The sequence below is a fragment of the Xenorhabdus yunnanensis genome (assembly GCF_028598805.1).
Taxonomy (GTDB): domain Bacteria; phylum Pseudomonadota; class Gammaproteobacteria; order Enterobacterales; family Enterobacteriaceae; genus Xenorhabdus; species Xenorhabdus yunnanensis.
Genome location: NZ_JAQRFI010000021.1, coordinates 24,175 through 37,277, shown reverse-complemented (window position 1 = coordinate 37,277; position 13,103 = coordinate 24,175). Strand labels below are relative to the sequence as shown.

8 protein-coding genes are annotated in these 13,103 nt (G+C 43.2%); 1 reads left to right on the top strand and 7 read right to left on the bottom strand.

The window, feature by feature from the left end; all coding sequences use genetic code 11:
* Positions 1-139: 139 nt before the first annotated feature.
* The 6 genes from glnB to purL all read right to left on the bottom strand — a co-directional run bounded on the left by glnB (position 140) and on the right by purL (position 10,738).
* Complete coding sequence (glnB, locus tag PSI23_RS10600; protein WP_045958055.1) at positions 140-478, bottom strand: nitrogen regulatory protein P-II; 339 nt, start codon at positions 476-478, stop codon at positions 140-142.
* A 15-nt stretch (positions 479-493) separates the two neighbouring features.
* On the bottom strand, positions 494-2,116 hold the full coding sequence (locus PSI23_RS10595; RefSeq protein ID WP_273555051.1) for an NAD+ synthase: 1,623 nt from the start codon (positions 2,114-2,116) through the stop codon (positions 494-496).
* Positions 2,117-2,277: 161 nt separating this feature from the next.
* Complete coding sequence (gene glrR, locus PSI23_RS10590; protein WP_273555050.1) at positions 2,278-3,615, bottom strand: two-component system response regulator GlrR; 1,338 nt, start codon at positions 3,613-3,615, stop codon at positions 2,278-2,280.
* Between the two features lie 2 nt (positions 3,616-3,617).
* Positions 3,618-4,487, bottom strand: a complete 870-nt coding sequence (gene qseG / locus PSI23_RS10585; protein ID WP_273555049.1) for a two-component system QseEF-associated lipoprotein QseG — start codon at positions 4,485-4,487, stop codon at positions 3,618-3,620.
* A gap of 6 nt (positions 4,488-4,493) precedes the next feature.
* Positions 4,494-5,933, bottom strand: a complete 1,440-nt coding sequence (locus tag PSI23_RS10580; RefSeq protein WP_273555048.1) for a sensor histidine kinase — start codon at positions 5,931-5,933, stop codon at positions 4,494-4,496.
* Between the two features lie 917 nt (positions 5,934-6,850).
* Positions 6,851-10,738: a phosphoribosylformylglycinamidine synthase gene (purL, locus tag PSI23_RS10575; RefSeq protein WP_273555047.1), complete on the bottom strand. Its 3,888-nt coding sequence runs from the start codon at positions 10,736-10,738 to the stop codon at positions 6,851-6,853.
* Positions 10,739-11,004: 266 nt separating this feature from the next.
* On the opposite strand from purL, the gene mltF reads away from it, so the two are divergent.
* Positions 11,005-12,504, top strand: a complete 1,500-nt coding sequence (gene mltF, locus PSI23_RS10570; RefSeq protein ID WP_273555046.1) for a membrane-bound lytic murein transglycosylase MltF — start codon at positions 11,005-11,007, stop codon at positions 12,502-12,504.
* Between the two features lie 45 nt (positions 12,505-12,549).
* Here the strand turns inward: mltF and tadA are convergent, their stop codons facing one another.
* Entirely contained in the window at positions 12,550-13,077 is a 528-nt protein-coding gene (tadA, locus tag PSI23_RS10565; RefSeq protein WP_373567317.1) for a tRNA adenosine(34) deaminase TadA, read from the bottom strand.
* Positions 13,078-13,103 lie beyond the last annotated feature (26 nt).

The window sequence follows — 13,103 nt, the reverse complement described above, 5'->3', positions numbered from 1 at the left end:
ACGGTTTCAACATCGGATATTCCACACTCCATCTCTAATTAGAGATGTAGGCTAAATGACAATGTTTCCGTTATCACTGTTTTCATGTGATTTAATTTCAGGTGATTTAGTTTCAGATTATTTAGTTCAATTTATTGAATTAAATCGCTTCTTCATCCTGCTCACCAGTTCTAATACGTACAACACGGGCAACATCGAAAACAAAAATTTTGCCATCGCCAATTTTGCCTGTTTGTGCAATCTGCATAATTGTCTCGACGCAGGTATCAACAATATCATCCGGTACGACAATTTCTATTTTTACTTTCGGCAGAAAATCCACCATATATTCTGCACCACGATACAACTCAGTATGCCCTTTCTGACGACCAAACCCTTTTACTTCTGTCACGGTCATACCAGTGATACCTACTTCAGCCAGAGCTTCACGCACATCATCCAGCTTGAAAGGTTTGATAATTGCATCAATCTTTTTCATGAAGTTTTCCTGTTATTACCAGTTTTTACGCCCGAAACCAGAAGTAATCGGGTAGCGCCTGTCTTTACCAAAATCACGCTGTGTAATGCGTGGGCCAATAGGTGCCTGACGACGCTTATATTCATTGATATCAACCAGCCGGATCACCTTACGGACGATGGTTTCATCAAAACCTTCAGATACCAAATCAGCCACTGATTTGTCTTTTTCAACATATCCTTCAAGGATAGCATCCAGCATGTCATACGGAGGAAGGCTATCCTGATCCAGTTGATCCGGTGCCAACTCTGCTGATGGTGGACGATCAATCACACGCTGTGGAATAGCCGGAGATACTGTATTACGATATTTAGACAATGCAAATACCATGGTTTTAGGAACATCTTTCAAAGCATTAAAACCACCAGCCATATCACCATACAGGGTTGAATACCCCACAGCCGATTCACTTTTGTTGCTGGTCGTCAATACCAAGCGGCGACGCTTGTTAGACATCGCCATCAAAATCACTGCACGGCAACGTGCCTGCAAATTCTCTTCTGTCGTATCTTTTTCTGTTCCCGCAAACATCGGCTCAAGCTGTGTCATAAACGCATCAAACATGGGTTCGATGGAAACAACATCAAACTCAACGCCCAGTAATTCTGCTTGTTCTCTGGCATCATGAATACTCATTTCTGAGGTATAGCGGAATGGCATCATGACCGCCTGCACATGATCTTTCCCTAAAGCATCCACGGCAATCGCCAATGTTAGCCCTGAGTCAATTCCACCAGACAAACCAAGCAAAGCACCTTTAAAACCATTCTTCTGCACATAATCACGCAAAGAAATCACCAAGGCTTTATAGACTTGCGCCAATGGTGGCAATTGAGGGATAGGAGCTGCCATTGGTTCAATATTCATATCATTGAAACGGCATTGCTCAATGTGTTCCTCAAATGCCGCCATACGATGGGTAATTTCACCATTTGCATCAAAGACTTTAGAACAACCATCAAAAATGAGCTGATCTTGCCCCCCTACCTGATTGAGATAGATGATTGGCAGTTGGGTGCGCTGACAGTGAGACTTAATTAATGTGCTGCGGATATTCGGTTTTTCGCGATTATAAGGAGAAGCGTTAATAGATAAGATGATTTCTGCGCCAGTCTGTTTCAGGGCATCAATCGGAGCGTCAAACCACAAATCTTCACAAATCAATAAACCGAGGTTATAACCCTTGAATGGTATAACGCAGCTTTGATTCCCCGCTTTAAAATAACGCTCTTCATCAAAGACGCCATAGTTTGGCAGTAACTGTTTGAAATAACGTGCCACAACTTCCCCTTTCCAAAACAGGGAAAGTGAGTTATAGAGTTTGTCATCCTGTTGCCACGGATGCCCTACCAAAATACCAACCTGAGAACTTGCTTCCTGCAAACGTACCAATTGTTCACGGCAACGCTGATGTAAATCAGGGCGGAACAACAAATCCTCTGGAAAATAGCCAGACAGCGCCAGCTCAGAAAACATAACCAGATCAGCACCTTTTGCTTGCTGTTCCTGGACTGTCTGCAACATACGTTCGCTGTTGCCTTCGATGTCTCCTACCAGCCAATTTAACTGGGCAAGAGCGATATTAAGAGTACGACTCATAGAATGCGGCTCTCCTAGGCCATAAATCATCTATCTGCTTTACTGAGCTTCTGCAGCAAAGCAATTCATCTCTATACCCTGTATTTTTCAAGCTGAAATTTGAAACTTATAGGGGTATATAATTTCTGTTCAGTGTAAGAATTTCTGGGGTTGCAGAAAAGTTATTCCTTAAAATCGTTCGCCTCCAACTCGTGGCGAGCCAACAACTTATAAAACTCTGTCCGGTTACGTCCTGCCATGCGAGCGGCATGGGTCACATTACCTTTGGTTATTTGCAACAATTTGCGCAGGTAATTCAATTCAAATTGCCCACGGGCTTCCACAAATGTCGGCAAGGCCGTGTTCTCTCCTTCCAATGCCTGGGTAACCAAAGCATCACTAATGACTGGAGTCATCGTCAATGCTACGCACTGTTCAATAACATTGACCAATTGACGAACATTGCCCGGCCAGCTTGCTGCCATCAGACATTTCATGGCGTTGGTAGAAAAGCTGCGAACAAAAGGCTTATGACGTTTGGCTGATTCACGTAACAGGTGATTGGCCAATAGAAGAATATCTTCTGAACGTTCGTTCAAGGAAGGAATTTTCAAGTTAACAACGTTCAATCGATAATAGAGATCTTCTCGAAATTCATTACGCTGCATTGCTTTAGGCAGGTCTCGATGAGTAGCAGAAATAATTCTGACATCAATGTCTATATTCCTGTTACTCCCCAAAGGACGAACCTTGCGTTCCTGCAACACTCTCAATAGCTTAACTTGCAACGACATCGGCATATCACCGATCTCATCAAGGAACAATGTTCCTTCTTGCGCTGCTAAAAATAGCCCTTCTCGGCTGCTGACTGCACCCGTAAATGCACCTTTGGCATGACCAAATAATTCGGATTCAAGCAATTGCTCAGGTAAAGCACCACAGTTAATTGCAATAAAAGGCTTCTTCGCCCGGGGACTAGCACGATGAATAGCTTGGGCCAGCACCTCTTTACCGGTTCCACTTTGTCCATTAATCAGAATACTAACGTCAGATAGAGCCACCATCTTTGCCTGCTCCAATAGACGCAACATCAGAGGGCTTCGAGTAACAATCTTCTCGCTCCATTGTCCATCTATAGCTGGTGTTGACAGTTCCAGTGCATCATCAATAGCTTTATAAAGTGCATCACGATCAACGGGCTTAGTCAGAAAACTAAATACACCTTGCTGCGTTGCTGCCACAGCATCAGGAATAGAACCATGTGCGGTCAGAATAATGACTGGCATACCCGGATGCTGTTTCTGAATCTCCGCAAACAATGCCATACCATCCATTTCATCCATGCGTAAATCACTGATCACGATATCTACTTTTTCTTTTATCAGTATGCGTAGCGCTTCATTTCCACTCTCTGCGGTCGTGACACGAAATCCTTCACTGGTCAAACGCATTCCCAATAGTTTTAGTAAGCTAGGATCATCATCAACTAAAAGAAGATGGGCGGGATTGCGCACTGTCATTATTACTCGGCTCCTTTTTCTTCTGAGGAATTAGCTTTCGCTTTAACATCCACATTTGCTGCCGATTGGTCTTTCGGCTTTGCTTGATTATTCAATGAAGCATCAGTACTGGATGAAGCGCTCATACTGGATATAATATCCGCGCCATTCACTTGCCCTACTCCACTTGGAGTGGCAACATTATTTTGTTCTTGTTTGCGGGAGGAAAGTTGGCGTTCAATATCTGTCAGATGTTCTAGTTTGCGGGATATTTCGTTAAATTCATTTTCTAAACGTACCCGCGCTTCTTTCAATCGGTCAATTTTATTCTCACTGTCAAGCTGAAAGCGCTGGAATTTAGCCTTTTCTTCGGCAAGATTAATTTTCAGGTATTGCTGCTCACGCCACAATTGGAGTAATGGTCGCAAAGCAACAGGAAATTGAGCGCTATACCGATTAAAGTTTTCCACAATTCTCTTGCGTTCAGGCAATCCAGAAGTCGCCCTGCCAATCAAAATGCTTTGTTTAAACACTTGATGCCAATCAGTCAGAGTAGCCGGGGTTAAACGTCCTTCTATCTCACGAGCTTCTGCCGCAGACAATCGATCCGTGCAATCTATAAATCTCAGCCAATAAAGCCCGTTTCCCATCGCCGATGATTTCGTTATATTCCAGATTAAATTACAATCCTTAAGACGATAATCCGTGACACTTTGTTCAGGCAGGATAGACTGCGTAATCGTCGCTAAATTGCCTGATCCACTAGTTCCAACACAGCCTGCCAGTAAATAGGGAACAAACAATAGCAACATAGCACGGAAACGTAAGGTCGAAACATGTGCCAGAATAGGCTGCATCTCCGTCATAAAGCGGTAAGTAAACCTGTTATACATAATTATTTAGTCATTCTCCGCAGTTAATGGCAGTTCAACCCGAAAACATACGTCAGCAAACTCGGATTCTATCAAGTGGAGCTCTCCCTGCATCTGTTTAATACAATCTTGCGCGATGCTTAAGCCAAGACCACTTCCTTTAACTGCACCTTTTCGTTGCAGCTTTCCTTGGTAAAATGGCTCAAAAATCATACTTTTTTCTAATTCAGGGATAGGTGTTCCTGTATTGGCAACGTCAATCTGAAGATTTTTACCCACTTGCCGACTAAAAATCCAAATGTTACCGGATTCAGCTCCATAGTGCACTGCATTGGAATAGAGATTATCAATCACCCGCATCAATAAACCAGGCTCGGCCCAACAATAATCCATATCCATTTGAATTTCTGTGTGAATATTTTTAATCCGTGCAGGTAATTGATGTGACAGTACAACACCATCCACAATTTCTTTTAAAGAGACAACCTGATGCTCGGCAGGACCATCCGCTAATTTACGATTATATTCAAGTAATTGTTCAATGAGCCGCTGTAAATGCTTACTACTACTGTTCAAGATACTGACAACTTCTTTTTGGTCCACCGTCAGAGGCCCTGCAATTTCGTCAGCCAATAACTCCGCCCCTTCACGCATACTTGCCAGAGGTGTTTTCAGTTCATGAGAGATATGACGCAAAAACTCATGACGCTGAGATTCAAGCCAGGATAAACGCTCACTCAGCCAAATAATGCGCTGAGCCAATGATCGCAACTCCCGAGGCCCTTTAAAGGAGTCAATCTGATTTTCCAATGACTGCCCTTCTCCCAGCCGATTGATCATCCGCTCAATACCTTTTACTGGCCCAATGATCATACGCGTAAACAAAGTTATCAAGAAAGCGCTTAACAAGAATAAGATAAGGCTTTGCCAACCAAAAAATCGCCCTTTATCAGCGATACTCTTTTGCAGTTGTTCACCACGACTGAAAATAATTTTACGGGTTTCCTGTACCATTAAACTATTAGTCTCGGAGAATTCTCTAAGTAATTTTAATGAAGTTGGTTCTGGCAAGCCATTACTACAAGAAATATTGACCAGCCCCGATAATAGCTTATCAAATTTCTTCGTATACTCTGCATTAGCCAACACCGCCATCTGGCTGCCCAGCATATTCATGTATTGCCGGTATTGGTGTTGATAAAGCCTTTTCAGCCGATCATCCCCTAATACGCAGTATTGACGATAACTACGTTCCATCTCAAGGGCTATTCCAACCATCGCTTCACTACGATGAGCATCTGATAAAGTTGAGCTATTAATTTTAGCTGCTTTGGTGCTGAGTTGATCAAGACTTTGATAAGCCTGATAAGCCAGAACCAGCAGTGGCAATAACACTAACCAGAAAGCCATTACAACTAATTGGCGCAATGAGCGTGGGAATAAACGCCATTTTTTCAAAGAAATCATCTCATAACCTGTTTACATTGAAGCTAATTATATTGAAGCTAACCGACGTAAGCCGGAGGATAAAGTCTGCCAGATGATAAATGCTACTGTTACTTTTTCTTTTATTTGAAAATGGTCGAAAATAACAAATAGTCGAAAATAAAAATAATAGTTTAAAACAGTAGTTAGTTTAAAACAGTAGTTAGTTGAAAGTAGTAGATAATTGAAAGTTCTGTGGATGCATAAAACACGATGGACAGGAATAACCTGTAATAATGACGGCGGGATAGTAACTTCTTTACTATCCCGCCAGTGAGATCCTGCATGCTGCTCAATAAGCATGTAGGTGGTGCCTCACTCCACGTGTCGTCCTGTGTTTGATAAAGCCCGAAGGCGAGTATCATGAAGTTGGACGGTAGGCACCTTACTTCGGCGTCATTCTGGGCTTATGTGGCATGTTTCCACCTGATTGTGGGCCTACATAAAAAATTGAATGAGCAACTGCTTATTATTATGCACATTACATGCCAACTTGCAAATAAATTTCTTAACAACTTGATTTTATTGAAAATAAATAAAAAAACCAAATTCATTTAATTTTTTTATCAATATTTCCTAATATTTCCTAATATTTGATAAGGATTAGTGTCGCCTATTTATGACAATCAACCATAAAAAAATATTTTAATAATAATATCAATCAAATAAATGTCTCTTATTTGAGACATTATAAAATGACATTGTCGCGATATTGAGACACTACCATAAGATTCATTAGTAACATCAAATTAACAATTATTCTCAAACAGCCCATCTTCCGATTCTTCTGTTTCTTCTATCACTCCAGAAAGTAGCAAATAAAAATAAAGGCCCTGATGAATTATCAAGGCCTTTTCCAATAAAAATTAAATAAAATAAAAATGAAATAGTTAGAGAATTCAGCCTAATTGTTTGCGTGCATTACGGAAAATACGCATCCATGGGCTATCTTCTCCCCATTCTTTAGGGTGCCAAGAATGGCTGACAGTACGGAATACCCTTTCAGGATGAGGCATCATCACCGTGACTCTCCCGTCAAGGTTGGTTACAGAGGTAATTCCGTTCACAGAACCATTTGGGTTTGCTGGATAGTTTTCCGTCACTGAACCGTAATTATCTACAAACCGCAATGCCACTTGTTGATGTTTTTCAAGTTCCATCAAACTCAGGCTATCTCTAAATTCCACCTGCCCTTCACCATGAGCCACTGCTATCGGCAAGCGAGAACCCACCATATCTTTCAGGAACAGTGAAGGGCTGTTAGTAACTTCAACCAAACTAAAGCGGGCTTCATAACGCTCTGAACGGTTACGGACAAAACGCGGCCAATGTTCCGTCCCCGGAATCAATTCATGCAGATTAGATATCATCTGACAACCGTTACACACGCCGAGGGTCAGAGTATCCGGCCTCGCGAAGAAACCGACAAAATCATCACGTACCCGTGAATTAAACAGAATAGATTTCGCCCAACCTTCACCCGCACCAAGCACATCTCCATATGAGAAGCCCCCACAAGCAACCAATGTTTGGAATTGATCTAATGTGATACGTCCATCCAATAAGTCGCTCATGTGGACATCCACTGCTTCAAAGCCAGCTCGATGGAATGCAGCCGCCATCTCAATATGAGAGTTAACCCCCTGTTCACGCAGTACAGCAACACGCGGACGCGCCCGTTTCGAAATATAACAAGCAGCAATATCTTCTGCGGGATCGAAAGATAATTTCACATTCAGGCCGGGATCGTTCACATCTTGTTTTGCCTGATGTTCTTGATCTGCGCATTCTGGGTTATCACGCAGACGCTGCATTTGCCATGTTGTTTCTGCCCACCACAAGCGCAATGTGCTGCGATTCTGACGATAAACTTCCATATTGTCGCTGGATATAACGAAATCATCGCCTGTCTGAGCTTTCCCCAGATAATGTACGCATCCACTCAATCCATACTCTACCAACAGATTTTCAACTTGCTTTCTGTCAGTCTCACGAATTTGAATAACTGCACCCAATTCTTCATTAAACAGCGCAGCCAAAATATCTTCATCAAATGCACTGATATCGATATGCAATCCGCAGTGGCCTGCAAAAGCCATTTCAGCCAATGTCACCAGTAATCCACCGTCCGAACGGTCATGATAAGCCAGCAATTTTTGTTCCGAAATCAAATGCTGGATCGCATTAAAGAAACCAGCCAATTGCTCGACGCTGCGAACATCGGCGGTTTTATCTCCAAGTTGACGATAAACTTGCGCCAATGCAGTTCCACCCAGCGCGTTTTGTCCTTTCCCCAGATCAATCAGTAGCAACGCATTATCATCTTTGACAGACAATTCTGGTGTCACTGTGCGACGCACATCTTCTACCCGAGCAAACGCACTGATCACCAATGAAAGTGGTGAAGTCATTTCACGTACTTCCCCGTTTTGGCTCCAGCGTGTTTTCATTGACATCGAATCCTTGCCAACCGGAATGGTCAGTCCCAGCGCCGGACACAACTCTTCACCCACTGCCTTCACTGCGGCATATAAGCCCGCGTCTTCACCAGCATGGCCTGATGCCGACATCCAGTTCGCTGACAATTTCACTCGTTTCAGATCCTGAATATAGGCTGAAGCGATATTGGTCAGTGCTTCACCCACCGCCATACGTGCCGATGCTGCAAAATTCAGCAATGCAATAGGCGCACGTTCGCCTATTGACATGGCTTCGCCATAATAGCTGTCTAAACTGGCGGTAGTAACAGCACAATCTGCTACTGGGATTTGCCAAGGACCAACCATTTGATCGCGGGCAACCATGCCTGTTATGGAACGATCGCCAATCGTAATCAGAAATGTTTTTTCAGCAACAGCAGGTAAATGCAAGACGCGTTTTACCGCTTCTGCGAGATCAATGTCCCTGCGATCCAAATTTTGCCCCTGTGCTTGCAAAACCTGCGCATTTTTCAGCATCTTCGGCGTCTTACCGAGCAACACATCCAGTGGCATATCGATTGGCTGGTTATCAAAATGGTTGTTATTCAGCAGTAAGTGCCGTTCTTCTGTTGCCTCCCCAACAACAGCATAAGGAGCACGTTCCCGACGGCATATGTCTTCAAATAGGGACAACTGTTCTGGTGCTACGGCCAAGACATAACGCTCCTGAGATTCATTGCACCATAATTGCAATGGGCTCATTCCCGGTTCATCATTAAGAATATTGCGTAACTCAAAGCACCCACCCCGTCCGCCATCACTGACTAACTCAGGCATAGCATTTGACAAACCGCCAGCCCCTACGTCATGGATAAATAAAATTGGATTTTTGTCACCCAATTGCCAGCAACTATCAATAACTTCCTGACAACGCCGCTCCATCTCCGCATTGTCACGCTGCACAGAGGCAAAATCCAAGTCAGCATCAGATTGACCGGACGTCATTGAAGATGCCGCTCCTCCGCCCAAGCCGATATTCATGCTTGGTCCACCCAACACAATTAATTGTGCACCGACCGAGATATCACCTTTCTGGACATGCTCTTCACGGATGTTTCCGATTCCCCCTGCCAGCATGATGGGCTTGTGGTAACCACGCAATTCTGTACCGTTATGGGAATCGACTTTTTCTTCATAAGTTCTGAAATACCCAAGTAATGCCGGACGCCCAAATTCATTATTGAACGCGGCACCTCCTAGTGGGCCTTCCAGCATGATATCCAATGCACTGACAATCCGATCAGGTTTACCGAAGTCTTCTTCCCACGGCTGTTCAAATCCAGGAATTCTCAAGTTTGAGACCGAAAAACCGACTAATCCGGCTTTGGGTTTGGCTCCTCGCCCAGTTGCGCCCTCATCACGAATTTCACCACCTGAACCCGTCGCTGCGCCGGGCCAAGGCGAAATTGCTGTTGGATGGTTATGGGTTTCCACTTTCATCAAGATATGAGCTGGCTCTTGGTGGTAGTCATAAATTCCAGTTGTAGAATCAGGAAAAAAGCGGCCAACATGAGAGCCTTCCATAACAGCCGCGTTATCTTTATAAGCAGAAAGCACATAATCCGGCGTCTGTTCAAATGTATTTTTAATCATTTTGAACAAAGACTTGGTTTGAGCCTTACCATCAATAACCCAATCTGCATTGAAAATCTTGTGGCGACAATGTTCAGAATTTGCCTGAGCAAACATATAGAGTTCAACATCCGTTGGATTACGTCCCAACGCCTGAAAAGCTCTCATCAGATAGTCAATTTCATCCGCAGCCAGAGCCAATCCCAGTTCAATATTTGCCGCTTCCAGTGCCGCACGCCCTGATTGCAGGATATCAATCTGTTTCAACGGCGCAGGTTGCTGATGAGAAAACAGGGCTTCAGCCTGTTCAAGCTGAGTGAACACAATTTCCATCATGCGATCATGCAATAATGCCGACAGCGTTTGCCATTGCCCGTCATCCATCCCGGTACTCTGAATATAATAGGCAATTCCCCGTTCTAAACGGACAATTTGGTTCAGACCACAATTGTGAACAATTTCTGTCGCTTTCGATGACCAAGGAGATATCGTGCCCGGACGGGGTGTAACTAATATTAGTTGTCCTTTAGGCTCAAGTTCGGCCAGAGAGGGACCATATTTTAATAATTTATTTAATTTCTCTTGTTCATCTTCCGTAATTGGGGCGTTAACATCTGCAAAATGCACATATTCTGCATAAATTTCGGTAACAGGGAGATGGTAATCTTGACACTGGGAAAGGAGCTTAGTGATACGAAATGCTGATAAAGCAGGTGAGCCACGCAGAATTTCCATAATAATAGGTTCTCTCATCTTAGAAGCAAAGCCTGACTGATGCCTCAGGGGAAACTGCAAGCATTATAGAGGAATGTTCCTTCCGACGAAACCGTTTGCGTGGTTATTTATCAAGCCAACAATACACTCATTGAAGTGCCAAAATTGGTTTAATAGGGTTGCACATCCGCATTTTGTTACGCAAAATTCTCGATTACTGGAAATTTAACCATGATATCATCTTGCATTTCACGCGGGGCTCAATCGTTCTGGAAAGAGATAACTATTTGAATAAAGTAAAGATAAATTATTTTGTTATCGTAATTATCGCGCTCCTCTCAGCTGCTATTATTGGTCTCAATATCAATTGGTCCAATAAACAACAGGAGCAAATAAACAAAATTCTGGCACGAGGAGAGTTACGAGTGAGCACTATCAGCTCCCCTCTAATCTCTCTTAACAGTAAAAATGAACTAACAGGATTCGACTATGAATTAGCCAAGCAGTTTGCTGATTATCTGGGAGTTAAACTTGCCATCAAGTTTCGTTCTAATATTAACCAGCTTTTTGAAGACTTAGAAAACGATAAAGCCGATTTTTTAGCTGCTGGACTTATCTATGATAAAGACAGGCTGGAGCAAACACGTACTGGTCCTACTTATACTACGGTCGGACAACTACTGGTTTATCGTAAGGGGACGACACGTCCACGCTCGTTTAGCGATTTAAAAGGCAAATTAATCGTTACGGCAGGTTCTACCCACGTCAGCGAACTGAAAAAGTGGAAAGAGAAGTCTTATCCTGAGTTAACCTGGGAAGAAACGTCACACGAAAATACACAACAATTGCTTGAACAACTCTCTGAAGGGAAAATCGACTATACAATTAGCGATTCCATCAGTTTAGCCTTGCAACAACGCATTTATCCCAATCTGGCCGTTGCTTTTGATGTCAGTGTAGAGCGTCCCCTGACTTGGTATTTAAAGCGCAATGGCGATTATAGTCTCCACTCCGCTATGCTCGATTTCTTCAATGACTTAGCTAAAAAAAATACCATCGCGCAGTTACAAGAAAAGTATTTCAACCATGTTGGTTCATTCAATTATTTAGATACCATTTCATTAATTCGCGCCATCAATAAACGTTTGCCAATATATCAGCCAATTTTTCAAAAATACGCTGGTACGCTTGATTGGCATTTAGTGGCGGCCATCGCGTGGCAAGAATCGCATTGGGATCCATTGGCTACTTCACCCACTGGTGTTCGTGGTCTGATGATGCTCACTCGCCCGACAGCAAAGTGGGTAGGGGTCAACGATCGACTAGATCCAGAAGAGAGCGTAAGGGGAGGAGTCGCTTATCTGAACCATCTGATAGAGCGTATGCCAAAAACCATTCCTGAGGATGAGCGTATCTGGTTTGCCCTCGCGGCTTACAACATAGGATATGGGCACGTCCTTGATGCTCGTAAATTAACTGTTGAACAAAAAGGTAATCCAAACAGCTGGGTCGATGTTAAAACACGTCTTTTGCTGCTCAGCAATAAAAAATACTACCCCAAGACTGCAAATGGCTATGCTCGTGGTCATGAAGCTTATCTATACGTTGAAAATATTAAACGTCATCATGCGAGTCTGGAAGGATACCTTAACGCAAAAGCCAGACGCGAGAAAACAGAAGAAAATGACAAAGCGGAGGATGCCAAAATAAAAAGCACTCACGCTGAATCTCACGAAAAAGCGCCGGAGAATAAAACACCGGCGCAATCTGAAAAACCTAAGCTATAGCTGATTTTATAACCGCAACTGAATTAAACTGTAACTGTCAATTAATTATGGCATTCCCTGTCGTTGAGATCTCAATTTTCTCAATACCTTATGTTGCTCCCTACGTTGTTTAAAAAAAGAACTCAGCATAGTGGAGCACTCTTCCGCCAGAACACCAGCGGTAATTTCAATTTGGTGATTCATACCAGGATGACGCAATATATCAATCAATGATCCCGCAGCTCCCGTTTTCATATCGTTGGCACCATAAACCAGCCGTTGTATTCGGCTGTGTACCATAGCTCCTGCGCACATGACACAAGGTTCCAAAGTGACATACAGTGTCGTATTCAGCAGACGATAATTCTGCAATTGAATTCCGCCCTTCCGTAATGCGATGATTTCTGCATGGGCGGTAGGATCATGGTCTGTGATTGGATGATTAAAACCTTCAGCAATAACCTTATTATCAGCTACTAATACAGCACCAACAGGGATCTCGCCTTTTGCTTGTGCTTGCATTGCCAAATTCATTGCCTGACGCATCCAATATTCATCACTATAATTTTCAGTCACTGTATATATTTCTGCCACTGCACATTCTCTTACTTATGAAAATT

What these genes read in the sequence shown, in the direction of transcription:
- glnB (WP_045958055.1), bottom strand. Translation starts at nt 478, where the DNA reads ATGAAAAAGATTGATGCAATTATCAAACCTTTCAAGCTGGATGATGTG.
- PSI23_RS10595 (WP_273555051.1), bottom strand. Translation starts at nt 2,116, where the DNA reads ATGAGTCGTACTCTTAATATCGCTCTTGCCCAGTTAAATTGGCTGGTA.
- glrR (WP_273555050.1), bottom strand. Translation starts at nt 3,615, where the DNA reads ATGACAGTGCGCAATCCCGCCCATCTTCTTTTAGTTGATGATGATCCT.
- qseG (WP_273555049.1), bottom strand. Translation starts at nt 4,487, where the DNA reads ATGTATAACAGGTTTACTTACCGCTTTATGACGGAGATGCAGCCTATT.
- PSI23_RS10580 (WP_273555048.1), bottom strand. Translation starts at nt 5,933, where the DNA reads ATGATTTCTTTGAAAAAATGGCGTTTATTCCCACGCTCATTGCGCCAA.
- purL (WP_273555047.1), bottom strand. Translation starts at nt 10,738, where the DNA reads ATGGAAATTCTGCGTGGCTCACCTGCTTTATCAGCATTTCGTATCACT.